28 protein-coding genes are annotated in these 23,455 nt (G+C 40.6%); 16 read left to right on the top strand and 12 right to left on the bottom strand.

Going from position 1 to position 23,455, the window contains the following annotated elements:
- Positions 1 to 161: 161 nt before the first annotated feature.
- From recR to ACU0NF_RS07990, 3 genes are read right to left on the bottom strand one after another with little or no spacing between them, the layout of a single operon-like run.
- On the bottom strand, positions 162 to 758 hold the full coding sequence (recR, locus tag ACU0NF_RS08000; RefSeq protein ID WP_131266398.1) for a recombination mediator RecR: 597 nt from the start codon (positions 756 to 758) through the stop codon (positions 162 to 164).
- Between the two features lie 12 nt (positions 759 to 770).
- The gene (locus ACU0NF_RS07995; RefSeq protein ID WP_131384380.1) at positions 771 to 1,100 is read right to left on the bottom strand and encodes a YbaB/EbfC family nucleoid-associated protein; all 330 of its coding nucleotides are present in this window, start codon (positions 1,098 to 1,100) and stop codon (positions 771 to 773) included.
- Between the two features lie 42 nt (positions 1,101 to 1,142).
- Positions 1,143 to 2,330, bottom strand: coding sequence for an O-succinylhomoserine sulfhydrylase (locus ACU0NF_RS07990; protein ID WP_445660735.1), 1,188 nt, complete (start codon positions 2,328 to 2,330; stop codon positions 1,143 to 1,145).
- Between the two features lie 138 nt (positions 2,331 to 2,468).
- Here ACU0NF_RS07990 and ACU0NF_RS07985 point away from each other — a divergent pair, with 138 nt between their 5' ends.
- The 12 genes from ACU0NF_RS07985 (at position 2,469) to ACU0NF_RS07930 (ending at position 11,883) form a co-directional block, all read left to right on the top strand.
- A complete protein-coding gene (locus ACU0NF_RS07985) occupies positions 2,469 to 3,560 on the top strand; it encodes an alpha/beta fold hydrolase (RefSeq protein WP_445660751.1) in 1,092 nt (363 codons plus the stop codon).
- A gap of 10 nt (positions 3,561 to 3,570) precedes the next feature.
- A complete protein-coding gene (locus ACU0NF_RS07980; protein ID WP_445660734.1) occupies positions 3,571 to 4,443 on the top strand; it encodes an NAD(P)-dependent oxidoreductase in 873 nt (290 codons plus the stop codon).
- Between the two features lie 81 nt (positions 4,444 to 4,524).
- Positions 4,525 to 4,794, top strand: a complete 270-nt coding sequence (locus ACU0NF_RS07975; RefSeq protein ID WP_131266402.1) for a YARHG domain-containing protein — start codon at positions 4,525 to 4,527, stop codon at positions 4,792 to 4,794.
- 31 nt (positions 4,795 to 4,825) lie between these two features.
- On the top strand, positions 4,826 to 5,239 hold the full coding sequence (locus ACU0NF_RS07970) for an HIT family protein (protein WP_445660733.1): 414 nt from the start codon (positions 4,826 to 4,828) through the stop codon (positions 5,237 to 5,239).
- A 254-nt stretch (positions 5,240 to 5,493) separates the two neighbouring features.
- Entirely contained in the window at positions 5,494 to 6,576 is a 1,083-nt protein-coding gene (locus ACU0NF_RS07965) for a porin (RefSeq protein WP_445660732.1), read from the top strand.
- A 278-nt stretch (positions 6,577 to 6,854) separates the two neighbouring features.
- A complete protein-coding gene (locus tag ACU0NF_RS07960) occupies positions 6,855 to 7,724 on the top strand; it encodes an IS982 family transposase (protein ID WP_445660731.1) in 870 nt (289 codons plus the stop codon).
- Between the two features lie 316 nt (positions 7,725 to 8,040).
- Complete coding sequence (gene cydP / locus ACU0NF_RS07955) at positions 8,041 to 8,232, top strand: cytochrome oxidase putative small subunit CydP (protein ID WP_131266405.1); 192 nt, start codon at positions 8,041 to 8,043, stop codon at positions 8,230 to 8,232.
- Positions 8,232 to 9,851 carry a cytochrome ubiquinol oxidase subunit I gene (locus ACU0NF_RS07950; protein WP_445660730.1) on the top strand — a complete coding sequence of 540 codons (1,620 nt, stop codon included), beginning with the start codon at positions 8,232 to 8,234 and terminating at the stop codon, positions 9,849 to 9,851. Before cydP ends, ACU0NF_RS07950 begins: the two co-directional genes overlap by 1 nt.
- The gene (gene cydB, locus ACU0NF_RS07945) at positions 9,848 to 10,993 is read left to right on the top strand and encodes a cytochrome d ubiquinol oxidase subunit II (protein WP_370984637.1); all 1,146 of its coding nucleotides are present in this window, start codon (positions 9,848 to 9,850) and stop codon (positions 10,991 to 10,993) included. The genes ACU0NF_RS07950 and cydB overlap by 4 nt, the downstream gene beginning before the upstream one ends.
- Before the next feature lie 23 nt (positions 10,994 to 11,016).
- Positions 11,017 to 11,118, top strand: coding sequence for a cytochrome bd-I oxidase subunit CydX (gene cydX, locus ACU0NF_RS07940; protein ID WP_004653762.1), 102 nt, complete (start codon positions 11,017 to 11,019; stop codon positions 11,116 to 11,118).
- Between the two features lie 3 nt (positions 11,119 to 11,121).
- On the top strand, positions 11,122 to 11,418 hold the full coding sequence (locus ACU0NF_RS07935) for a cyd operon YbgE family protein (protein ID WP_445660729.1): 297 nt from the start codon (positions 11,122 to 11,124) through the stop codon (positions 11,416 to 11,418).
- A 159-nt stretch (positions 11,419 to 11,577) separates the two neighbouring features.
- Complete coding sequence (locus ACU0NF_RS07930; RefSeq protein WP_445660728.1) at positions 11,578 to 11,883, top strand: hypothetical protein; 306 nt, start codon at positions 11,578 to 11,580, stop codon at positions 11,881 to 11,883.
- Between the two features lie 58 nt (positions 11,884 to 11,941).
- On the opposite strand, the gene rodA is transcribed toward ACU0NF_RS07930, so the two are convergent.
- The 6 genes from rodA to ACU0NF_RS07900 form a co-directional block, all read right to left on the bottom strand.
- On the bottom strand, positions 11,942 to 13,078 hold the full coding sequence (gene rodA / locus ACU0NF_RS07925) for a rod shape-determining protein RodA (protein WP_131266411.1): 1,137 nt from the start codon (positions 13,076 to 13,078) through the stop codon (positions 11,942 to 11,944).
- Positions 13,079 to 13,160: 82 nt separating this feature from the next.
- Positions 13,161 to 13,883, bottom strand: a complete 723-nt coding sequence (ispD, locus tag ACU0NF_RS07920) for a 2-C-methyl-D-erythritol 4-phosphate cytidylyltransferase (protein WP_445660727.1) — start codon at positions 13,881 to 13,883, stop codon at positions 13,161 to 13,163.
- Positions 13,843 to 14,238, bottom strand: coding sequence for a septum formation initiator family protein (locus ACU0NF_RS07915; protein WP_214645824.1), 396 nt, complete (start codon positions 14,236 to 14,238; stop codon positions 13,843 to 13,845). The genes ispD and ACU0NF_RS07915 overlap by 41 nt, the downstream gene beginning before the upstream one ends.
- Positions 14,239 to 14,254: 16 nt before the next feature.
- The gene (gene eno / locus ACU0NF_RS07910; protein WP_445660726.1) at positions 14,255 to 15,544 is read right to left on the bottom strand and encodes a phosphopyruvate hydratase; all 1,290 of its coding nucleotides are present in this window, start codon (positions 15,542 to 15,544) and stop codon (positions 14,255 to 14,257) included.
- A gap of 45 nt (positions 15,545 to 15,589) precedes the next feature.
- On the bottom strand, positions 15,590 to 16,447 hold the full coding sequence (gene kdsA, locus ACU0NF_RS07905) for a 3-deoxy-8-phosphooctulonate synthase (protein WP_171537914.1): 858 nt from the start codon (positions 16,445 to 16,447) through the stop codon (positions 15,590 to 15,592).
- 35 nt (positions 16,448 to 16,482) lie between these two features.
- The gene (locus ACU0NF_RS07900) at positions 16,483 to 18,123 is read right to left on the bottom strand and encodes a CTP synthase (RefSeq protein ID WP_445660725.1); all 1,641 of its coding nucleotides are present in this window, start codon (positions 18,121 to 18,123) and stop codon (positions 16,483 to 16,485) included.
- A gap of 226 nt (positions 18,124 to 18,349) precedes the next feature.
- Here ACU0NF_RS07900 and ACU0NF_RS07895 point away from each other — a divergent pair, with 226 nt between their 5' ends.
- Entirely contained in the window at positions 18,350 to 18,802 is a 453-nt protein-coding gene (locus tag ACU0NF_RS07895; protein WP_445660724.1) for an internalin, read from the top strand.
- A 90-nt stretch (positions 18,803 to 18,892) separates the two neighbouring features.
- Here the strand turns inward: ACU0NF_RS07895 and ACU0NF_RS07890 are convergent, their stop codons facing one another.
- Positions 18,893 to 19,006: a hypothetical protein gene (locus ACU0NF_RS07890; RefSeq protein WP_445660723.1), complete on the bottom strand. Its 114-nt coding sequence runs from the start codon at positions 19,004 to 19,006 to the stop codon at positions 18,893 to 18,895.
- A gap of 287 nt (positions 19,007 to 19,293) precedes the next feature.
- Here ACU0NF_RS07890 and ACU0NF_RS07885 point away from each other — a divergent pair, with 287 nt between their 5' ends.
- Positions 19,294 to 19,770, top strand: coding sequence for a CinA family protein (locus ACU0NF_RS07885; protein ID WP_445660722.1), 477 nt, complete (start codon positions 19,294 to 19,296; stop codon positions 19,768 to 19,770).
- Positions 19,771 to 19,772: 2 nt separating this feature from the next.
- Positions 19,773 to 20,396, top strand: coding sequence for an aminotransferase (locus tag ACU0NF_RS07880; RefSeq protein ID WP_445660721.1), 624 nt, complete (start codon positions 19,773 to 19,775; stop codon positions 20,394 to 20,396).
- Positions 20,397 to 20,458: 62 nt separating this feature from the next.
- On the opposite strand, the gene prpC is transcribed toward ACU0NF_RS07880, so the two are convergent.
- The gene (prpC, locus tag ACU0NF_RS07875; RefSeq protein WP_131384412.1) at positions 20,459 to 21,595 is read right to left on the bottom strand and encodes a bifunctional 2-methylcitrate synthase/citrate synthase; all 1,137 of its coding nucleotides are present in this window, start codon (positions 21,593 to 21,595) and stop codon (positions 20,459 to 20,461) included.
- A gap of 26 nt (positions 21,596 to 21,621) precedes the next feature.
- Positions 21,622 to 22,497, bottom strand: coding sequence for a methylisocitrate lyase (gene prpB / locus ACU0NF_RS07870; protein ID WP_131318260.1), 876 nt, complete (start codon positions 22,495 to 22,497; stop codon positions 21,622 to 21,624).
- A gap of 247 nt (positions 22,498 to 22,744) precedes the next feature.
- On the opposite strand from prpB, the gene ACU0NF_RS07865 reads away from it, so the two are divergent.
- On the top strand, positions 22,745 to 23,395 hold the full coding sequence (locus tag ACU0NF_RS07865; protein ID WP_131384414.1) for a TetR/AcrR family transcriptional regulator: 651 nt from the start codon (positions 22,745 to 22,747) through the stop codon (positions 23,393 to 23,395).
- Positions 23,396 to 23,455 lie beyond the last annotated feature (60 nt).

Raw genomic sequence — 23,455 nt, 5'->3', positions numbered from 1 at the left:
AACAAATTTTACATCTAGTGGTCTTATTCACTCTATTTTTAGTATTTAATTCAAAATGTAAAGCGCTTTTATATGTTTTTTATATAAGTTTAAGCTAAATTGAGACGAGGAAAACTCAACATTCAAGCTCATCAAAAGTGATGAAATAAGTACCATTGCACTTATTTCATACGCATCCGGTTATGAACGGCCTGACTCAAAGTATGACTATCCACATATTCAAGTTCTCCCCCTTGAGGAACACCTTGAGCAATACGGGTCATTTGCAGCGGTAAATGCTTGGTGGCTTCAACCAGGTAATGTGCAGTTGCCTGACCTTCTACAGTGGCATTGGTCGCTAATATCACTTCAGAAACATTGCCCTGACTCAAGCGCTGAATCAGATACGGAATACCAATCTCTTCCGGCCCAATCCCGTCAAGTGGCGATAAATGCCCACCCAAGACATGATACTTACCCCGAAAACTGCCACTTTGTTCAATCGCCATCACATCTGCAGGTGATTCAACTACGCATAGCAGCTGATCATCACGTTCATGTGAAAGGCAAATATCACACACTTCATTTTCAGTCAGTGAATGACAAACGCTACATTCATGGATATAGGTGGTTGCTTCATTTAAGGCATGTGCCAAGCCGACTGCACCTTCTCTATTTTTCATGATCAGGTGCAATGCCATGCGCTGAGCCGATTTCGGCCCAACACTTGGCAAAATACGTAAAGCTTGTACCAGTTGATCAAATCGATCACTAAACACTAAACGTATTCCTTAGAATAAACCGGCAAGGCCTGGTGGCAAGCCCATACCAGAGTTAGCCGCTTTCATGCGTTCTTCAGAAATCGCTTCTGCCTGACGCGCCGCATCATTCATTGCAGCAGCAATTAAGTCTTCAATCATATCGGCATCGTCTTGAAGAAGTTCAGGACTGATTTCGATACGTTTTACCACGTTACGGCAAGTCATGGTGACTTTCACCAAACCGCCGCCTGCTTCAGCATGAACTTCAGTTTGAGCAAGCTCTTCTTTGGCTTTTTTCATGTTGTTTTCAACATCTTTCTGCATGCGCTGCGCTTGCTGCATCAACATATTAATGTTCATAAAATTCTCCGAACAATCAATTTCTAAATTAATGTTTATAAATTAGATTAAATCTAAACCACGACGAATGTCGCGAATAATATCATCAATATCTTCTAAGCCAACAGATACACGAATTAAACCTTCACGAATACCTGCAGCTTCTTTGGCTTCCGGTGAGAGTTTACCGTGAGTTGTGGTCGCTGGGTGAGTAATTGTCGATTTCGCATCACCTAAATTACCGGTAATAGAAATAAATTGGGTATTGTCGATGACTTTCCAAGCTCCTTCACGACCACCTTTCACTTCAAACGAAACAATACCGCCAAAACCAGTTTGCTGTTTTGCCGCAAGTTCATAGCCCACATGTGAAGTTAAACCGGCGTAATACACTTTTTCAACTTTTTCGTGGTTGTTCAAGAATTCAGCCAGTTTCTGTGCGCTTGCTGAATGTTCACGCATACGTAAACGTAAAGTCTCTAAACCCTTTAAAAATACCCATGCATTAAATGGGCTCATTGATGGACCAGTGGTACGTACATAACCAAACACGTCTTCAAGCAGTTTGTGATTACCGACCACGGCGCCGCCTAAAGCACGGCCTTGACCATCTAAGTATTTAGTCGCTGAGTAAACCACCAGGTCAGCACCAAATTTAATCGGTTGTTGTAACACCGGGGTACAGAAGCTGTTATCAATCGCCAGTAATGCGCTATTGGCATGAGCAAGATCTGCCAAGGCTTGAACATCGGCAACTTCAGCAAGCGGATTGGATGGAGATTCTACAAACAATAGTTTAGTTTCAGGCTTGATGGCATTTTTCCATGCCTGCAAATCTGTCAAGTCAACAAAATCGACAGTTACGCCAAATTTAGCCACGTATTTTTCAAACAAGGATACAGTCGAACCAAACACGGCACGTGAACAGATGACATGATCGCCCAATTTCAAATATGACATTGCCACAGCCATAATGGCTGCCATACCAGAACTGGTTGCCACAGCACGTTCAGCACCTTCTAGGGCAGCTAAACGCTTTTCGAACATGGCTACAGTCGGATTGGTAAAACGCGAATAAATATTTCCCGGCTCTTGACCCGAAAATTTAGCGGCTGCCTCTGCTGCATTTTCATAAACAAATGAAGAGGTCAGAAAAATTGGCTCGCCATGCTCACCTTCAAAACTGCGTGTATGACCTGTACGAATGGCTAAAGTATCTAATTGGTATTCAATGTCGTCTTGTTGGCTCATTTTCCCTACCCAGTCCTGAACTACTGTTTGCTAATAATTGCCAACATTTTGAGCGCCTATGGCATTTAAGGTCAAGGTATAATGCATAAATATCGCTTACACTTCGATCAATCCACTCATATGTTAGTACCTGCAGCAATGATTCAAGTTAAAAATAAAATTGCCAAACAGAAAAGTAAACTCAAAAACCTGTCGACCAGTTTGTTCAATTCAAAATCGCTGGTTCTATCGCAAACCACGCCCTATGAAGTCATTGCCGAATACAAACAAACCCGTGTGCGTTATTACGCCTCACCGGACCGACAATATAAAGAGCCCTTGGTCTTTATTGCACCCCTTGCCATCAACATGGCGATTTATGACTTATATCCTTATCGCTCATTGATAAAACATTTTCAAAATAGTGGTTTTGATGTCTATTTAGTTGAATGGGGTCAATATAACTATAAAGATCGTTTCCTCAACTTCATGTCATTTATTGATGATGCAATTCCACACTGCATTGAACAGATTCGTCAGCATTCAAGCAGCGATGAAATTTCACTGCATGGCTGGAGCATGTCCGGTGTATTTGTCATGTTGTATTGTGCATTGCATAAACCGAACCAAATTAAAAATTTAATTGTATTGGGCAGTCCGGTAGACAGTCATGCCTCGGGTCGTACCGGTAAGCTTTTTCAAAAGGCCAATCAGCTGATTGCCAAAAATAAAGCGCTGCAAAACAAAATCTATTCTGAAACTTTACCTAAATCACTGATTCACACTCCCGGGTTACTGAATGCATTCGGGTTTAAAATTATAGACCCGCTGGGATGGATTCAAAGCCAAAAGCAGCTTCTGCTCAATCTGGATAATCCGGAAATTTTATATGAACACGCCACTATGGGGCATTTCCTTAACCGCATGATTGATTATCCCGGGGGAATCAATCAGGACATGATTTTTAATGTCTGGCTACAAAATCCGCTAAAAAACGGCGTTATCCAATTACAAGATAAGAATATCGAATTAAAGAATATTGAGTGCTCTTTATTGGTGGGTGCGGGTCGTAGCGATCAGATCGTTTCTGAAGATGCTGTTAAGCCTTTAATTGAATTGACAAATAGCCAGGATGTCACGTTTACTCTTATCCCGGGTGGTCATTTGGGGCTGATGTCGAGCCGAGCCAGTGCCAATGAGTTCTGGCCATTTATGACCACCTGGCTAAAACACAGATCAAGCAGAATATAAAGGAAACATCATGATTCAGTCAGTTGCATTCATCGGCTTAGGTGCTATGGGTTACCGTATGGCAGCACATTTACCTAAACATTTCGACACGGTCTATGTATGGAACCGTAATTTCGAAAAAGCCAAGCAACATGCTGCTGAATATGGCACTCAGGCAGTTGAATTAAAACAGGCGGTTCAAGCAGACATTATTTTCTCTTGCCTGCCGACCAGCAAAGAAGTGGAAGATCTCATTGCATCGGTTCAAATTAAGTCTGGCGCTGTATGGGTCGATTGCACCAGTGGTGTTCCTGAATCTGCAAAAAATCTGGCACAGCAACTCAAATTACAACATGTAGATTTTCTTGATGCACCGGTTAGCGGTCAAACCATTGGTGCTGAAAATGCGACTTTAACCGTGATGATTGGCGGTGAAGTCAGTGCTTTCGAAAAAGCACTGCCTGCCATTCAAGCCGTTGGCAAACTGATTAAGCATGTCGGTGGCCCGGGTGCAGGATTTGCGGTTAAAGCGGTTAACAATATGTTATTGGCTGTAAATCTTTGTTCAGTTGCTGAAGGCTTTACTGCCCTTAAAGCGCATGGTGTAAACCTGAACGAAGCCCTGGATTGTATTAATGCATCCAGTGGCAAAAGTGGCGTTACGGAAACTGTTTTACCGCAGCGTATCTTAAACCGTAGTTTCCCGCTGACCTTTGCCCTGCCATTATTGGCCAAGGATACCGGTATTGCTTTAGACTTGGTTCGTGAAGCTAAACTCTCTGCGCCAGTCATTGCCCTGACTCAAAGTTTAATTCAGGCTTCCAGTGATTTATCAGAAAAAGACAGTGACTTTTCTAGCGCTGTGAAAATGTATGAATCATGGAGTAAAATTACACTTGAGTAATAACTCGCCATTGAATAATGATAACGAAACCTAATATTGTGATTATATGTTATACACAATGTTCTTACAGAGGAAACTCTCATGACTAAGTTGAGTGTTGCAGTATTTGCTAGTGTTGCAACTTTTATTGGGGCAAATGCTTTTGCAGCGACTGCAGAGCAAGAATGTCAAAAATTGAAGAACGACCATGATGTTATTTACGCATCTAAAGGTTTTTGCTTTAAAGACCCTGATGCCAAGGCGAAGTTTGGCAATGATAATTGCTATACAACTAAACCAAAATTTTCAGAAAAAGAGCAACAACGACTTGACGCGATCAAAGATCGTCAGAAAGAATTGAACTGTAAATAATTACAGTTCAAATCACCTTCAAGGATTAAGCATGCTTTACGATGATCAAAATATTTTTGCACGGATTATCCGCAACGAAATTCCTGCAATTAAAGTGTATGAAGACGATCAAGTCCTCGCTTTTATGGACATCATGCCGCAAGCTGAAGGTCACACCCTGGTGATCCCTAAAACCCCTGCGATAACATTGCTGGATCTGCCGCCTGAAGCTGCTGCCTACACCATTCAGATTGTGCAAAAAATTGCACAAGCGATGAAAACAGCACTTGATGTCAAAGGCATTGTACTCATGCAGCTATCTGGGGCATCTGCGGGCCAGACTGTGCCGCATGTGCATTTCCACCTCATTCCAAGTTCGGTTCATGAGTTGGGCAAACATGCTTTGCACATGGGTGATCAAGAAAAAATTAAGGTATTGGCTGAAAAAATTAAAGCCGCACTTTGATTTAAATCAATTCAAGAAATGGAGCTTCGGCTCCATTTTTTTTATAAATACACAATAAAAAAGAAAAAATTAATTTAAAGATCCCTCCCTCACACTTCACCAAACTGTCATTTATTGTTCACTTCGCTGTCACAAACATTACAGATACTGCAAAGCAAGTTGGTGAGCTTCTGCAACTTTTGTACTTAAGCAAACTAAAAAGAAGTGTCAGGTCAGGCGAATGCCATTTAGAACCGTGTTTTGGAGAAATCTTAATGAAAAAATTGCTTCTCGCTGCTGTTGTAGCGACTATGGGGATGAGTGCAGCACAGGCAGCACCTACTTTGTACGGTAAAGTGAATGTTAGTGTTGACAGCTATGATGATGGAAAAGATGACAAAACAGAAGTGAATTCAAATGCTTCACGTATCGGGGTCAAGGGTGAAGAAAAACTGACCGATCAACTTGCTGCCATTTACCAGGCCGAATGGGAAATTGATGTCGATGGTGGCGATGACGTATTTAAAAAACGTAATATTTTCGCTGGTTTAAAGTGGACGGATGTAGGTACTTTAAAAGCCGGCATTATGGATACCCCATTTAAAGACGCTGCGGGTGGATACCGTGATGTATTTAATGACTACGCACACGCTGACATCAAAGAAATGATGTATGGCGAAGAACGCGTTGAAAACGTCATTCATATTGAAACCGATGCTAAACTGATGGGTGGCGTAGTCTTTGCACTTCAAGCTCAACAAGGTGAGTCTACCAGCGACACAGTCGCTTATACGGATGGTGCGCGTAACAGCATTGGTGATGGTCTTTCCACTTCAATTTCCTATGCCAATAAAGATTTAGGCTTCGAAGGCATAATTGCAGGAAACTTCAAATCTATAGGCGACTTCGCTGCTGTCGGGATCTCAAATGCGCCTGCTGATGCAATCCGTATTGGTGGTTCTCTCGACTTGGGTAAAATTGGCGCGACTGGCTTGGCTCTGGGTGCAATGTGGCAAACTGCAGAAATCTCTGATTATTTAAGTACGGATAACTATCGCAATGTCCAAGAAGATGCATGGTTAATTTCGGCAACTTACAAGCTTGCAAATACACCCTGGTCTTTTAAAGCTCAATATCAAAAGGCGGATACCGACTGGACTGCAGTTGCAGGAACTGGCGATACTTCCGTAAACCAATGGGGCATAGGCGCAGATTATAAATTAAACAGCCAAACCAAATTATTCGCCAGTGCCGTACAACGCGAATGGGATAATAAACGCACAAATACGGGCACTGCTACCGCAATTCCAAATGCGGATGAAAGTGTTTATGGCCTAGGTATGGAAATCAAATTCTAAATTAAATGATTAAGCACAAGAAGACTGCCTGAGGGCGGTCTTTTTTATTTAAATGAATACTCATCACAGCCATCGTGAATAAAATACTGAATACCTGATCTCTGACTCATCCTTAGTCTTTTTTAGACGCTTCTCGCTTTAATTAAAATATGAATCAATCTCACTTCATAAATATTATTTTAAAATAACCCGAATCGCGGATAAGAAATTGACTTGAAAAATAAGAGGACTAGAGCCATCAGTTGAGTTACCACACCAAACTCACAACTCTAGTCCTAATGTTCAATAGTACCGAATTATTCTGTGTAATTGATGATTTTTTTCTTAAATTTGAAGCAACTTATTGGGAGTTTCTCAAACAAAACTGTGATTCCCTAAGAATCAGAACTGCTCAACTCACAATTTCAGAAATCTGCTTTATTGCCATTTGGTACAAATGTTCTCATTTCAATAATTTCAAAGCCTTTTTCACATGGCTAAAGCTAGATAAAAGCTATTTATTTAAGTACTTGCCTTGTTATCAACGTATGATTCATCTGATCAAAAGGCATGAATTAGCACTGCATGCCCTGCATGTCGCTCTGATGAAAGGTCAAGAAACACAATATTTATGGATTGATTCAACAACTCTGCCAGTTTGTAAAAATCAACGTATTCAGCGTCATAAATCATTAGTCCAAATTGCATCACGTGGTAGAAGCTCAATGGGCTGGTTTTATGGCTGTAAATTACATATTGCGATGAATCAATTTGGTGAAATTGCCTGTTCTGCTTTATCGAATGGGCATGTTGCTGACATAAAAATGGTTAAGCAATTAGTTGATGGCCTAAACGGAAAACTTTACGGGGATAGGGGCTACATCAGTCAAGAATTAAAAATTAGATTGAAAGATCAAGGTATTGATTTAATTACTTATCATCGGAAGAATATGCAGGCTATTCAACTCTGTGCATCAGATGAATATCACCTAAGACAACGCAATAAGATAGAAACATCATTCAGTTTATTGAAGGGGCAATACAATTTAATGACGAGTAAAGCACGTAGTCTTCATGGATTTCTGAGTGGAATTTACGCCTCACTATGTGCATATCAATTAACCCATCGAAATAAGCCAACAATTCAAATTAAGGAATCATCGGCTTAAGCAGGATTCGGGTTAAAATAGCAATTTTAATAATTCAGACTATTTCAGTCTACTTTGAATATTAAACATAACCATTTTAGTCAACTTTAAATATAATATATAACCATTTTAGTCGGGATTAAAAAATATTAATACAAAGCATTTTAGTCAACTTTAAAATAATAAAAATTAGTTTGTTTTTTAATACCGCACCAATATAAATTACTGTTTTTATTCAAATTAATAATATATTTTTATTTTAACTGTTTAATCTATTTATTTTTAGTTAATTTTTGTTTAATAATATACATTATGTTTTAAAAGTAGGCTTATTTACATGAGCTTAATACCCAAAGATTTTAATCAACGATTAGTTCGCGAGATCACAATCATATTAATAATTAAGATTGCTCTCTTGTTGACAATTAAACATATCTGGTTCGACGCCCCCACTATTCCCAAAAATTTTGACTCTCAAGTTGCCGAGCGTATTGCCGGCAGTCCTTCCCCAATCAAGGAGACACGTTGATGATTTCTGAAAGCGTGGTCGATCTTTCGCGGTTCCAATTTGCAATGACCGCGTTGTATCACTTTATATTTGTACCTCTTACTCTTGGTCTGGCTTTTATCCTGGCCATCATGGAAACCACCTATGTGATTTCCGGTAAAGAAATTTATAAGGACATGACCAAATTCTGGGGCAAACTCTTCGGTATTAACTTCGCTTTAGGAGTAACGACTGGTTTAACCATGGAGTTCCAGTTCGGTACAAACTGGGCGTACTATTCGCATTATGTCGGTGACATTTTCGGCGCTCCACTGGCTATTGAAGGATTAATGGCATTTTTCTTGGAATCAACTTTTATTGGTCTGTTCTTCTTTGGCTGGGATCGACTTTCCAAAGCTCAACATTTAGGCGTGACCTGGCTGGTTGCACTCGGTTCCAACATGTCGGCACTTTGGATTTTAGTTGCCAATGGCTGGATGCAAAACCCGGTCGGTGCAGAGTTCAACTTTGAAACCATGCGTATGGAGCTGGTTGACTTCGGTGCACTGATTTTCAACCCGGTGGCACAGGTTAAATTTGTTCACACCGTATCTTCAGGTTATGTCACTGGTGCAGTTTTCGTTTTAGCGATTTCTAGTTTCTACTTGCTCAAAAAACGGGATATTCCTTTTGCACGCCGTTCTTTCGCAATTGCTGCAATCTTTGGCTTAGCCTCTACACTTTCTGTAATTTTACTGGGTGATGAATCAGGTTATGAACTTGGTGATGTGCAAAAAACCAAACTAGCTGCCATTGAAGCGGAATGGGAAACTCATCCGGCACCTGCTCCATTTACAGTGTTTGGTATTCCTAATCAGGAAGAACAACGCACTGACTACGCCATCAAGATTCCTTATGTAATGGGTATCATTGCGACACGTTCTTTAGATAAAGAAGTAACTGGCCTGAAAGACCTGATGGTTCAACATGAAGTCCGTATCCGTAATGGTATGACTGCATATGGCGAACTTGAAAAACTTCGTGCAGGCGACCGTTCTCCAGCGCTTATGGCTTCTTTCAAGGAAAACCAAAAAGACTTGGGTTATGGCTTACTTCTTAAAAAATATACACCAAATGTCGTGGATGCTTCTGAAGAGCACATCAAAGCCGCAACCAAGGATACCATTCCTAACGTAACTGCCTTGTTCTTCTCGTTTCGTGCGATGGTTGCTTCTGGTTTCTTAATGTTGCTTCTATTCATCCTTGCAACATATGCAGTGGCAAAACGCAATGCGGAAAACAAACCATGGTTGCTTAGATTTGCACTTTACGGCCTTCCGTTGCCTTGGATTGCTACACAAACTGGCTGGTATGTCGCTGAAGGTGGCCGTCAACCGTGGACCATTGGTGAAGTTTTACCAACACATCTCTCTGCTTCAAGCCTAAGCACTGGTGATATTTGGGGTTCAATCATCGCGCTTGCAGCGTTCTATACCGTACTTCTTATTATTGAGATGTACCTGATGATCAAGTTTGCTCGTTTAGGTCCAAGTTCTTTACATACTGGTAAATACCATTTCGAAAAACCAAATGCTCAAGTAGAAGCTGAGCAAAACAACACTGTTCTTCCTGAAGGCGTATCTGGAGAGGCTCAATCATGATCGAATATGAACTTCTCAAAATTATCTGGTGGGTACTGGTTGGCGTATTGCTGATTGGCTTCGCCCTCACCGATGGTTTCGACATGGGCTCAATGGCCATTATGCCATTCGTAGGAAAAAATGATAACGAACGTCGTGCGGCAATCAATACCATTGCCCCACACTGGGACGGTAACCAGGTCTGGTTTATTACTGCCGGTGGTGCTTTATTTGCTGCATGGCCAATGGTTTATGCCACTGCCTTCTCTGGCATGTACTGGGCGCTGCTTCTGGTCTTGTTCGCCTTATTCTTGCGACCAGTCGGTTTCGACTATCGCTCTAAACTAGAAAACACTAAATGGCGTTCATCTTGGGATTGGGGTCTGGCTGTTGGTGGTGCAGTTCCAGCACTGGTATTTGGTGTAGCATTCGGCAACATGTTCTTGGGTGTTCCTTTCACTTTAGATGAAACTGTACGCTCAACCTATACAGGTAGCTTCTTTGCCCTGCTGAATCCATTCGCAATCGTTTGCGGTCTGGTCAGCTTGTCTATGCTTTGCGCACATGGTGGTGCATGGCTCATGCTTCGTACCGATGGTGATTTACGTGCACGCTCGGCCAAAGCCACTCAAATTATGGGTATGCTGTTCTTGGTTTGTTTCCTGGGTGCAGGTGCATGGTTATACTTCGGTGGAATTGAAGGTTATACCTTGGTGACTCCATATGACACTAATGGCGTTGCAAACCCACTGGCCAAAGAAGTGCTTACCAATGGCAACCATGGCTGGATGAACAACTACTCAACTTACCCAATTACTATGCTTGCACCAGTTGCGGGTATTCTTGGCGGTATCATCGTGGTGCTTGCTGCGGGTAAAGATAAGGCGGGTTTCAGCTTTTTAGGTTCAAGTCTTGCCGTTATCGGTTCAATCCTCACTGCCGGTTTTGCATTGTTCCCATTCTTAATGCCGTCTAGCCTTAATCCTGCGATTAGCTTGACCATGTGGGATGCGGTTTCAAGTAAAAACACCCTTACTGTAATGACCGTAGCCGCTTGTATTTTCGTCCCACTGATCTTGTGTTACACCACTTGGTGTTACTACAAAATGTGGGCTGTGATCACCAATAAACACGTTCAGGATAATTCACACAGCCTTTACTAGGCTTGTGTGCAAGGAGAATAGATATGTGGTATTTCGCTTGGATTCTTGGCGTTTTAATGGCGTGTTTTGCAGGTGTACTCAGCGCCCTTTACATCGAGCACCATCAAGATTTGGACGAGGAATAAAAAATGACTGAAGTAGCAATAACAGCAGAGACCATAAAGCCGAACAAGTTTGCAATGGCGATTTCCTTTTTGTTGGCATTGCCGCTTGCAGGCGTTTTACTGATTCATCCAGCGATGATGTTAGATGCAAATGGTGAATATAGTCACAGCACCATGATGTATATCATGATTGGTATTTCAGGTGGCTTTATTCATGGCATGGGTTTTATTCCAAAGTTCTGGTTATGGAAATGGTTATTTAGCCCATTTCTGGCATGGCCACTGATGCTTTGGGGTTACTACACCTGGCTCTTCACCTAAACATTGAATTTCAAAAAGCCCTCGATTGAGGGCTTTTTTATAAACAATCATAAACCACATAAGTTTTCCTACAGATCACTCGAAATGCATCGATTAGAAAAGCAGAATACGGTAAAAACCTTTAAACTATTGTTTTCAATATTTTTAATGTAGCCAAAAATGTTTGATCAACTCCTGAATAAAGTCAAAGCACAAGTTTCGAATGTCAGTCCAGAACTATGGAAGCAACACGGCAGCAAGATTGAAAGCCTTGTGGTCGATGGTTTACTCAATATCGCCGAAGATAAACTGATTAATGAAACGGAAATTCGCAATGTAATTAGTAAAGTCTATGAACTTTTGCCTACACCGGTGCGCCTTGTGTTACCACGCGAGATGATTATCAATAAAGTTTTAGAGCAAAAAGGTCCACTCTTAACCAAAGTCAGCCATGCACGTGAAAAGCGTAAAGCGACGCAAGCCTAATTACATATTAAAAAACCAGAGCATTGCTCTGGTTTTTTAATATATATGACCCTGACTCTCATCGATGGGTATGAATCGACATCACAATACCCATGCTGGCCAATAACGAAATAACGGCTGAACCACCATAACTCATCAGCGGCAATGGATCTCCCGTCACGGGTAAAATCCCGCTCGCCATGCCCGAGTTTAAAAATACAAAGAAAAAGAAGGTCAAACCAATGGTACCCGCAAATAAACGGCCAAAATTATGGAAACTATTCAACCCAATCATTAGGCAACGAATAATAATGGCAGCAAAAAGACTGAATAATAAAAACACCCCGATGAAGCCATATTCTTCAGCATAGGCCGACATAATAAAGTCAGTATGATGTTCTGGTAAGTAACCCAAATGCGACTGCGTCCCGGTCAAATACCCTTTTCCGGTTAAACCGCCAGAACCGATAGCAATTTTCGACTGGATAATATTCCAGCCTGCCCCCAACGCATCCGACTCTGGATCAAATAAAGTTAAAACCCGTTTCTTTTGGTAGGTCTGTAACAAGAACATCCAGATTAATGGTGCGGCTACTGCCAAAGCCGTCAATGCACCCAAAATGAGGCGCCATGACATTCCACACAGAAATAAGGCAAAAATACCGGGAATAATGAGTCCAATATTCAGGTCGGGCTGCAAAGCCACCAACACGAAAGGAAACATCATTAACATCAGTCCAATCACAATCTGAACAAATGTAGGCGGGAAAGCACGACGAGAAAAAAACCAGGCCATCATTAAGGGCATGGCGAATTTCATAATCTCGCTGGGTTGCATACTGCCTATCCCAGGAATGGTCAACCAGCGCTTAGCACCCAGACGGGTATCACCAATAATCAGCACCAGTACCAACAACACTACGCCCAGTATATAAAAATAAGGACTCGCTGCCTGATAGACTTTTGGTGGAATCTGGGCACAGATAAACATAATAATAAAGCCGACACCAAAGCTTGTGGCTTGGCGGATGACCATGCTGTTATCTTGCATGGTTGCACTATAAACCACCATCAATCCCAGCACTGAATTCAATAAAAGAAAACAAAGTAGCCATGGATCTAAGTGTAATCTAGCCCATCTGGATGAATCATGTTTAATGCTTCTACCATCACGTAAAGAGTGACGTAAAAAACGATACTGGGATGATGGTATCATTTGAAATATTTGAGTGTTTAAATGCGATGGCAAAGTATAAATTTAAAGCCGGCCAGATAATACATCTGACATCAATTTTATTTTATTTTTGTACTGTTAAAATTAATTTTGCGAGTTCCAAATCATCTGAATAGGTAATTTTAATATTATCTGAACGACCTTGAACCACTTTTACAGTTTCGCCCACATATTCCAAAGCACTTGCTTCATCGGTAATTGTGATGCCATCCTGTAACGCTTTTTCAATTGCGTGCTTCAATATGCCCAACTTTGAAATTTGCGGAGTCTGGGCCTGCCATAAATAATCACGGCTCACGGTTTTCTCAATATTATTTTTGTGTTCAACCAGTTTTAAAGTATCACGTACAGGAATTGCCAAAATCGCACTACAGTTTTGTTGTATTGCAGTATTCACTAAATGATTCAAACAATCTTGGGTCACGCAAGGACGTGCAGCATCATGCACAAAGACTAAATCATCAGGTGACGCAAACTGGCTTAAATAAGTCAGCGCATTCAGGACTGAATGAACCCGTTCTGCCCCACCGACACAAAAATGAGCTTTATCCGGCTGAGCCAAATTTAATGTTTTCGCAACAGAATCATCTTCACTGATCGCTAGCACATAACCCGACAGCGGCAAATCATTCAAACGGCTTACCGTATGTTCCAATACAGTTTGACCCTGAATCATCTGATACTGTTTAAGTTCAGTTTTAGAAAAACGACTTCCAGAACCCGCAGCAGGAATAACCGCCCAAATTTTATGGCGCATTTGCAGGTACTGCTCCAGTGTCATCTTCATTTGTTCTTAAATCGACTTTAGCATTTGGGTCGATATAAATCGGTTTATAGTGCGTACCAATCATACTCATTTGCACAAAAGTTTCACGCGGTTTGACCAAACCCAGGTCTAAACGTGCATGCTCTTCAATGGCTTCAATACCATTTTTCAAGTCATAGACTTCAGCAGCCAAGACACGGTTACGTTCTTTTAATTCCGCATTTATTTCTGTTTGTTGTTGAATTTTTTGGGCTAATTTTTGATGGTCATGGTAACCACCTTCACCAAACCAGAATAAGTACTGAAACCCTGCGATCAAAATGATCGCAAGGCCCAATAATACTTTACTCGCAGCGGAGTTAAATATACTTAACATAAATCGCATTAGTCGCTTAGTTCAAACCTTTGAATTCAGCTTTACCGCGATATGCAGCATGAGTCAATTCTTCAATACGAAGCAATTGGTTATATTTAGCAACACGGTCAGAACGGCAAAGCGAACCTGTCTTGATTTGGCCCGCTGCAGTACCTACTGCAAGATCCGCAATAGTCGAATCTTCAGTTTCACCTGAACGGTGTGAAATCACAGTAGAGTAACCATTTGCTTTCGCAAGGTAGATTGCATCTAAAGTTTCAGTCAAGGTACCAATCTGGTTATACTTGATTAAGATCGAGTTACCGACTTTCTCATTAATACCGCGTTGTAAAATCTTAGGATTAGTCACGAATAAGTCATCACCAACCAATTGAATCTTGTCGCCAAGAATAGAAGTTAGGTAAGACCAACCTTCCCAATCAGACTCATCCAAACCATCTTCAATTGAGATAATTGGGTATTGGTTTACAAGACCTGCAAGGTAGTCAGAGAATTGGTTGCTTGTAAATGCTTTATTGCCTTCACCTGCAAGGATGTATTGACCATCTTTGTAGAATTCTGAAGATGCACAGTCAAGTGCAAGCATGATGTCAGAACCAGCTTTGTAACCCGTTTGACCGATCGCTTCAAGAATGACTGTAATTGCTTCTTCGTTAGAACGAAGGTTAGGTGCAAAACCACCTTCATCCCCAACTGCAGTGTTTAAACCTTTTTTGTTTAAAACTGATTTTAAAGAATGGAAAATTTCTGCACCAGCACGAAGTGCTTCAGAGAATGAAGAGAAGCCCACTGGCTCAATCATAAATTCTTGAATATCAACGTTGTTGTCTGCATGTGAACCACCATTAATGATGTTCATCATTGGTACAGGCATAGTTAAAATGCTGTTGTTACGAAGATTTGCAATGTATTGGAACAATGGAATCTTTTGTTCATCCGCCGCAGCGCGAGCAGCAGCCAAAGATACCGCTAAAGTTGCGTTTGCGCCTAATTTTTCTTTATTTTCAGTACCGTCCAACGCGATCATCGTGTTGTCGATGTCTTTTTGTTCGAATACTGATTTACCAACTAAAGCATCACGAATTAACGTATTTACGTTATTAACAGCAGTGCGAACACCTTTACCTAAGTAACGAGCTTTATCACCGTCACGAAGTTCTAAAGCTTCACGAGAACCAGTTGAAGCACCAGATGGTGCACATGCACGGCCAACTACGCCAGATTCTAAGATTACGTCTGCTTCGATGGTTGGGTTACCACGAGAGTCCAAAATTTCACGTGCACGAATGTCAACGATTTGACTCATGAACAATTCCTCAGTTGATTGAATAACTAGATGCTATTTAAAGCATCAATGAGTATCTAACTTTTTGAATCCTTTAACCAAAGTATCCAATTCTTTTAATTGCGCCAAGAACGGCTCAAGCTGTGACATACGCAGCGCGCATGGACCGTCACATTTTGCATGTTCTGGATCTGGATGTGCTTCCAGGAATAAACCCGCCAAACCTGTTGCCATACCTGCACGCGCCAGCGTGGTAATTTGCGCACGGCGTCCACCTGCAGAATCTGCACGACCACCCGGGGTTTGAAGCGCATGCGTTACATCAAAGAACACAGGGACATCCATTTCTTTCATGATGTCGAAGCCCAACATGTCTACAACCAGGTTGTTGTAACCAAATGCCGAACCGCGTTCACAAATAATCAGTTTGTCGTTTCCTGCTTCTAAACACTTATGCAAGATATGGCGCATTTCATGTGGCGCAAGGAATTGTGCTTTTTTGATGTTGATGATGGCATCAGTTTTTGCCATCGCTTCAACCAGGTCAGTCTGACGACTCAAGAACGCAGGTAACTGAATAATATCAGCCACCTCAGCGACAGGTGCAGCTTGGTAAGGCTCATGTACGTCAGTAATGATGGGTACATTGAAGTGTTTTTTAATGTCTGCTAACCACTCAAGACCTTTTTCCAGACCTGGGCCACGGAAAGAATTCAAGCTAGAGCGATTGGCTTTATCAAAACTTGCCTTAAATACATATGGGATATCCAAACGTGTACAGATATCAACATAAGTTTCAGCAATTTCAAAAGCTAAATCTTTAGATTCAAGTACATTCATTCCGCCGAATAATACAAATGGCAAGTGGTTTGCCATTTGTATATCGCCTAAACGTACAATTTCTTGTGGTTTTAATTGCGACATTATTTAAACTTTCCTAGTTTATTCCTAGAGCAACATTATTTGGTGTTTTGATACTGTTTTTTAGCAGCGTCAATAAAGCTAGCAAATAATGGATGTCCATCACGTGGAGAACTTGTAAATTCCGGGTGGAATTGTACAGCAATAAACCAAGGATGTTCAGGAATTTCAACAGTTTCGACCAAGTGTTGCACGGGTGAATAACCTGAAATTTTCATACCTTTCTCTTCTAGAGCAGGAATGAAACGGTTGTTCATTTCATAGCGGTGACGGTGACGTTCAATAATGTCCGCACTGCCATACACTTCACGAGTTTTAGTACCTTCAACCAATTCTGATTTTTGGGCACCCAAACGCATGGTTCCACCCAGATCAGATTCAACACTACGTTGTTGAACTTCACCACGTTCATCTAGCCATTCAGTAATTAAACCAATGAGTGGTGATTTAGTTGAACGGTTAAATTCGGTAGAAGTCGCATCAGCAATGCCGGCAACGTTACGTGCATATTCAATTACTGCAAGTTGCATACCTAGGCAAATACCCAAGAATGGCACTTTATTTTCGCGAGCAAATTGAATTGCTTTCATTTTGCCTTCAGTACCACGCTCACCGAAACCACCTGGAACCAAGATTGCATCAGCATCTTTCAATACTTCATTGACATCTTGGCTTTCAAGTTCTTCCGCATTGACATAATCAATTTGAACTTTAACGCGGTTTTTAACCCCAGCATGTAAAAGCGCTTCATTTACAGATTTATATGCATCTGGAAGTTCAACATATTTACCGACCATTGCTACACGAACTGTATATTCAGGATTAAATAATGCTTCAACCACATTATCCCAATCTGAAAGATCAGCTTCTGGCAAATCGTTATAACCAAAACGTTCACAAATTAAATCATCAACATTTTGTTCATAGAAGGTACGTGGAATTTCGTAAATCGAGCGAGCATCTTTACACACCACAACAGCACGTGCTTCGACGTTGGTAAATAACGCAATTTTACGGGTTGTGTCTGCATCAACATCATGTTCTGTACGGCAGATCAAGATATCTGGCTGAATACCAATCGACAAAAGCTCTTTTACAGAGTGTTGTGTTGGCTTGGTTTTAAGTTCAGCGGCAGATTTGATATATGGCAATAAGGTTAAATGCATCAGCATGGTACGTTTATGACCAAGCTCAACCATTAATTGACGAACAGATTCCATGAATGGGAGAGATTCAATGTCACCTACTGTGCCGCCAATTTCAACAATCGCAACGTCATAGCCTTCACCTGCGCGAAGAACACGTTCTTTAATATTATCCGTAATGTGTGGAATAACCTGAACAGTACCACCAAGGTAATCACCACGACGTTCTTTATTCAGTACGTCCTGATAAACACGACCTGAAGTAAAGTTATTTAGTTTGGTCATTTTCGCACGACGCAAGAAACGTTCGTAATAACCCAAATCTAGGTCAGTTTCAGCACCATCCTCTGTGACAAAAACTTCACCATGTTGGAAAGGACTCATTGTCCCTGGATCGACATTAATATATGGATCCATTTTGACCATGGTTACTTTTAAACCACGGGCTTCTAAAAGTGCAGCAACTGAAGCAGCTGAAATACCTTTACCTAGTGATGAAACTACACCACCAGTCACGAAAATAAAATGGGTCATTGGGTTTCTCGTACAATCGAGCCTAAATCGGCCTGCAATGTTGCGCAATTTTACTTTACTCTGTACCTATAAAGCAAAGTCATTCCGCATCAATTCAAAGAACAATAAACAATTGGTTATTCTATCAGCATTTCCGATAAAAAATTAGGGGCACTTGAGAGGATTTTTATATTCACATTTGCTGTTATAATGCTTGCATCCTATTAATGCTTTATTTTGTGCAATTATGAATAAAAATTTTTTGATTTGTGGCGCTATTGCAGCAGGTTTATTATTGACAGCGTGTGTAAAAAAAGAAGCACCGAAGGAAGATGAACAAGAAAAAGTTGAAACCACTCAACAAATTGAACAAGTGAATGAACCTGTTCAATTAGAACCATTGGATGCACCCGAAAATACACCAGCTGAAGCTCCCGCACAGGTTGAAGTAGAACGTCAGGAAACTGCCAATACAACAACTGTAATTCGTCGTGAAGTGCGTGAAGCACCTCAACAAGCTGCTACTGACGCAGCTCCAAAAGTCGAAACGCCTAAAGCTGCAGCACCAAAGACCGAAGCACCTAAAGCTGAAGAGAAACCGACTCAAACAGCACCATCAAAATCAAATTCTGCTAATCAGTCTGAAGATGATGCGGTTGCTGCGGCAATTGCTGCGGCAACGCCTGCACTTGAAAACTAAGTTGAGTATTCGTCTAAATGCAAAAAACCCAGTGACTTCACTGGGTTTTTTATTGAATCATTAAACACTGATCACGATTATATTAATTTATTAGGCAGGATTAATAACATAAAAGTACACCACTAAAAAAGCTAAAATAAATACTGAGAACAACAAATAAGTATTTACTGTATTAAAACTTTTAATAAATTTAATAATATCCACAACGTCATACTGCCAAGATTACATTCGTTACATTTTACAATATTTTGTAATATATAATTACACACACCCAAATACATGAATATTAATTAATCAAAAGAACTGATTAAATTCTCTTAATAGGAAGATTAAGTTATTGAGCATATCTAACCACCTCATCCCTCCCTATCTTTTCCTTTAAAATAATGTAATGAATTTATCTCTAACATTCCCATTATAAAGAGTTCTGTAGACCATTAAACTCATCATTTTTAAGTTAAAATATAAATGATTTTTAGGGCTTTTAATAAATGCTAAAAAAGTGCTGCGATTTACTTGAGTTGAAAAATTTAAAGATTGCGTTTATTGAAAGCGCAAGCTCAGGCTATCTTTCGAGCCAATTTTCTATTTGCAAGAACAGCGGTGCAGAGATTTTGCTGGGTGGTCTGGTCAGCTATGATCCCTCTATCAAGGTGGATCTCCTGAATATTAATGCCGAACTTATAGAAAAATATACCGCCGAATCTGCCGAAGTTACAGAGACCATGGCAATCCATGGGAAAAAGCTATTTAGTCAGGCAGACATTATTGTCGCTTGTACCGGCTTACTCAAACCGGGTGGGAGCGCAACAAAAATAAAACCTGAAGGTACATTTTTTATCTCAATTTTATATTTAAATAAAATTTACAACTTTCATTACTTTATTGATGGAACGCCTTTACACAGGCTTTCAGTCTTAACCCAGCATATTGCAGCAGAAATTATCAAACTCATTGATGGAGTTTAGTTATGTTGAAATTCAAAACTTTTATATTCGGTTTAATCCTGCTCCCCTGCACCAGTTTTGCAACCGTGGGAGGGCCTCAGAAGCTGGAATTTCTAGGTTATGACAGCAAAGATCAAAAAGTCTATTTGTTAAAACATTATGAAGATGGTCGTGGTCGCCTACCCCAACTCTATTATTATCAATTTAAAAACAACAAGCAGCCTGAAAAACTTATACAGGTCAATTCGCTATATATTAACCCCAAAACCAAAAAGATTGATTATGATCAAGACGGTATTCAATTCAATAAAGACATATTAAAAATCAAGAAAAGATTAACCCCTTTAATTGCTATAAATAAAACATCAGCTAAAATTCAAATCGTGAAAAAAACACGTGTACAAAAATCTGCAAACCCCGGATTTGATGATTTAATCAGTGAATATCAGTATCGCTATAAAGTCACCACGCCCCAATTAAGCAGCCTGCAACACAAAGCCGTAGCCTATAAACCCTACTTAAATATTTCCCAAGCCTTCAAAATTCCACAACACAACAAAATCATTGTCGCGGTTAAATACCTCGGTATTCCTTTTGAAACAGGCTATAGCATTGAAGATCCTGTTTTACTCACACTTAAAAAATAAAGATCTAAAAAAAGGACCTAAAAATAAAGCCTCCGAAGAGGCTCTATGATAATTTTTACAATTTATGCTGCTGTACGATCTGCAATTGGCACAACTTTACGTAATTCTGGACCGGTATAATCGGCACTCGGGCGAATAATACGGTTGTCCGCACGCTGTTCCATCACGTGTGCTGCCCAACCCGTTACACGGCTCATCACAAAGATAGGTGTGAACAGTTTGGTTGCAATACCCATAAAGTGATAGGCAGATGCATGGAAGAAGTCCGCATTACAGAACAATTTCTTCTCGCGCCACATCACCTCTTCACAGCGTACAGATACAGGGTAAAGCACCGTATCGCCGACATCTTTCGCTAAACGCTCAGACCAGATTTTAATGATGCCATTACGCGGGTCATTGTCTTTATAGATTGCATGACCAAAGCCCATGATCTTTTCTTTACGCTCAAGCTTGCCTAGCATTTCACGTTCAGCTTCATCAGCTGATGTCCAGTTTTCGATCATTTCCATCGCAGCTTCATTGGCACCACCATGCAGCGGACCACGAAGTGAACCAATCGCGCCGGTAATACATGAATGCATATCAGACAATGTTGAAGCGCATACACGTGCAGTAAATGTTGAAGCGTTAAATTCATGCTCAGCATAAAGAATCAACGATACATTCATCACCTGTTCATGCAATTCATTCGGCTTTTCACCACGAAGTAAATGCAGGAATTGCGCGCCGATTGAATCATCATCAGTATTTTCTTCGATACGCACGCCATCGTGGCTAAAACGGTACCAATAGCAAATGATTGCAGGTAAAGTCGCTAAAATACGGTCTGCAACATCTTGCTGTTCATCGAAAGATTTTTCAGTTTCCAGATTGCCGAGCATAGAAACACCAGTACGCATCACATCCATTGGATGCGAATCTGCCGGAATACGTTCCAATACTTCTTTCAATGCCTGTGGAATCGCACGTAAAGATTTTAATTTGGCTTTATAAGCTGCAAGCTGTTCTGCTGTTGGCAATTCACCAAAGAAGATCAGGTAAGCCACTTCTTCAAATTGACAGTTTTCAGCCAGATCTTGCACATCATAACCACGATAAGTTAAGCCTGCGCCACTCTTACCCACTGTTGATAGTGCTGTTTTACCTGCTACTTGTCCGCGTAATCCTGCGCCGGTGAGTACTTTTCCTTCAGCCATTTTTTTAATTCTCCATTTTGAATCAATTATTTAAACAATTTATCTAAAGTGTTTTCAAAGGTATGATAATCAAGGAACTCATAAAGTTCTTTACGTTGTTGCATTTGGTCCAACACGTTAACTTGCGTACCATTTTCACGAATAGAGCGCATCACTTCCAATGCCGCTTTTTGCATTGCACGCGTTGCAGAAAGTGGATAGAGCACCATTGAGATCCCTTGTTCACCCAACTCATCTACAGTGTAATAAGGCGTATCACCAAATTCGGTAATGTTTGCCAATACTGGAACACCGACCGCATCACACACTGTACGATACATGGTAATGTCAGTCATTGCCTCAGCAAAAATAGCATCAGCACCCGCTTCTACACAGGCACAGGCACGGTCAATAACCGCTTGCAAGCCTTCTTTTTGCAAGGCATCAGTACGTGCCATCACCACAAAGTTTGAATCGGTTTTAGCATCTACCGCAGCTTTAATACGGTCGACCATTTCCTGTTGAGTCACAATTTCCTTATTTGGACGGTGACCACAACGCTTTTGCGCAACCTGATCTTCAATATGAACTGCGGCTGCACCTGCAGCAATCATTTGTTTAACAGTACGAGCGATATTAAATGCACCGCCCCAACCTGTATCAATATCTACCAACAATGGCGTATCTACACGTTCAGTAATACGACGAACATCTTCAAGAACATTGTCTAAACTGGTCATTCCTAAATCAGGTAAACCATAAGAATAATTGGCAACACCTGCACCAGATACATAAATGGCTTTGTAACCTACTTCCTTCGCCATCATGGCTGCGTAGGCATTTACTGTGCCGATAATTTGTAATGGTTTTTCCACTTCCAGTGCTTGTCTAAATCTTAAGCCTGCAGACATTTGTTGTGTCATATTCCTTTCCACAGTTTTCACTTTACTTATCGAAATCCGAGTATATCCATAAACACCTTTATATCCATGACTATTTAGAACTTATGCTCTAAAACTTTAGTCAAATATTCACCAAATCTATAATAATATTTCGATTTTTCATAATTGTAACTTAACAAGACAAAACCTTTATTTTAAGAAATGTGTACATATTTTTGCTATCATTACAAATGTTTTCATTTATTAGATTATTGACGCTATAGCCCATATGCAAGAACTCGCTCAGTTAGAACCCTTAGGTCGCGACATACCACAAACCAAACGTGGTCATGAACGATGCCTGGCACTTTTACTTAGCGCAAATGAGCTATTTCTAGAGCGTGGTTATGATGCAGTGTCTTTAGATGACATCGTCAATCATGCGGGTGGCTCCAAAGCATCGATCTATAAATTTTTCGGCAATAAGGAAGGTTTGTTTACTGCAATTTGTGATTATCGCCGTGAGCAATTTTTTAAAGATATCTGTGTACCTTTTGAACAAAGTAAAGATGATCTACGTTCCTATTTAATTCAGACTCTTATAAATCTTAAAAATCACTTGGTGATTCCAGAGAATGCAGCTTTTTTTCGTTTAATTATAGAGCAGACGCAGCGCAGTCCAAAACTGGCCCTTTATATTAATGAACAAGGTCCAAAACACATTCAAATGGCAATAGCCTGCGCACTAACAAAAGCGGATGAACTCGGCATTATCCAATGTGAACAACCGATTTACTCTGCTCAACTCTATTTTGGAATTATCCGGAATATTGAATGGCGGATTTTAATGGGCATTCCAATTCAAGAAAATGATCAAGAAACGCGCGAATACTTCGAATATTGCGTCGATCGCTTCCTGGAAGGCCATCAAAAAGTCTAGTTTTTTTGCAATTCTGCCCGCTTATAGTATATTAATCGATTCCCTTTCACTTAACCAACC

Source organism: Acinetobacter sp. F16 (assembly GCF_052712855.1).
This window is presented reverse-complemented; position numbering and strand designations above follow the sequence as displayed.

Coding starts and splice junctions, on each gene's coding strand:
- ACU0NF_RS07965 (WP_445660732.1), top strand. CDS start 5,494: ATGAAAAAATTGCTTCTCGCTGCTGTTGTAGCGACTATGGGGATGAGT.
- ACU0NF_RS07990 (WP_445660735.1), bottom strand. CDS start 2,330: ATGAGCCAACAAGACGACATTGAATACCAATTAGATACTTTAGCCATT.
- ACU0NF_RS07930 (WP_445660728.1), top strand. CDS start 11,578: ATGTTTGATCAACTCCTGAATAAAGTCAAAGCACAAGTTTCGAATGTC.
- ACU0NF_RS07980 (WP_445660734.1), top strand. CDS start 3,571: ATGATTCAGTCAGTTGCATTCATCGGCTTAGGTGCTATGGGTTACCGT.
- ACU0NF_RS07960 (WP_445660731.1), top strand. CDS start 6,855: ATGTTCAATAGTACCGAATTATTCTGTGTAATTGATGATTTTTTTCTT.
- prpC (WP_131384412.1), bottom strand. CDS start 21,595: ATGGCTGAAGGAAAAGTACTCACCGGCGCAGGATTACGCGGACAAGTA.
- ACU0NF_RS07895 (WP_445660724.1), top strand. CDS start 18,350: ATGAATAAAAATTTTTTGATTTGTGGCGCTATTGCAGCAGGTTTATTA.
- ACU0NF_RS07975 (WP_131266402.1), top strand. CDS start 4,525: ATGACTAAGTTGAGTGTTGCAGTATTTGCTAGTGTTGCAACTTTTATT.
- rodA (WP_131266411.1), bottom strand. CDS start 13,078: ATGATACCATCATCCCAGTATCGTTTTTTACGTCACTCTTTACGTGAT.
- ACU0NF_RS07900 (WP_445660725.1), bottom strand. CDS start 18,123: ATGACCCATTTTATTTTCGTGACTGGTGGTGTAGTTTCATCACTAGGT.
- ACU0NF_RS07985 (WP_445660751.1), top strand. CDS start 2,469: ATGATTCAAGTTAAAAATAAAATTGCCAAACAGAAAAGTAAACTCAAA.
- ACU0NF_RS07995 (WP_131384380.1), bottom strand. CDS start 1,100: ATGAACATTAATATGTTGATGCAGCAAGCGCAGCGCATGCAGAAAGAT.
- ACU0NF_RS07865 (WP_131384414.1), top strand. CDS start 22,745: ATGCAAGAACTCGCTCAGTTAGAACCCTTAGGTCGCGACATACCACAA.
- ACU0NF_RS07935 (WP_445660729.1), top strand. CDS start 11,122: ATGACTGAAGTAGCAATAACAGCAGAGACCATAAAGCCGAACAAGTTT.
- prpB (WP_131318260.1), bottom strand. CDS start 22,497: ATGACACAACAAATGTCTGCAGGCTTAAGATTTAGACAAGCACTGGAA.
- ACU0NF_RS07950 (WP_445660730.1), top strand. CDS start 8,232: ATGATTTCTGAAAGCGTGGTCGATCTTTCGCGGTTCCAATTTGCAATG.
- cydX (WP_004653762.1), top strand. CDS start 11,017: ATGTGGTATTTCGCTTGGATTCTTGGCGTTTTAATGGCGTGTTTTGCA.
- ACU0NF_RS07970 (WP_445660733.1), top strand. CDS start 4,826: ATGCTTTACGATGATCAAAATATTTTTGCACGGATTATCCGCAACGAA.
- ACU0NF_RS07880 (WP_445660721.1), top strand. CDS start 19,773: ATGTTGAAATTCAAAACTTTTATATTCGGTTTAATCCTGCTCCCCTGC.
- ispD (WP_445660727.1), bottom strand. CDS start 13,883: ATGAAGATGACACTGGAGCAGTACCTGCAAATGCGCCATAAAATTTGG.
- ACU0NF_RS07915 (WP_214645824.1), bottom strand. CDS start 14,238: ATGTTAAGTATATTTAACTCCGCTGCGAGTAAAGTATTATTGGGCCTT.
- cydB (WP_370984637.1), top strand. CDS start 9,848: ATGATCGAATATGAACTTCTCAAAATTATCTGGTGGGTACTGGTTGGC.
- cydP (WP_131266405.1), top strand. CDS start 8,041: ATGAGCTTAATACCCAAAGATTTTAATCAACGATTAGTTCGCGAGATC.
- kdsA (WP_171537914.1), bottom strand. CDS start 16,447: ATGTCGCAATTAAAACCACAAGAAATTGTACGTTTAGGCGATATACAA.
- eno (WP_445660726.1), bottom strand. CDS start 15,544: ATGAGTCAAATCGTTGACATTCGTGCACGTGAAATTTTGGACTCTCGT.
- ACU0NF_RS07885 (WP_445660722.1), top strand. CDS start 19,294: ATGCTAAAAAAGTGCTGCGATTTACTTGAGTTGAAAAATTTAAAGATT.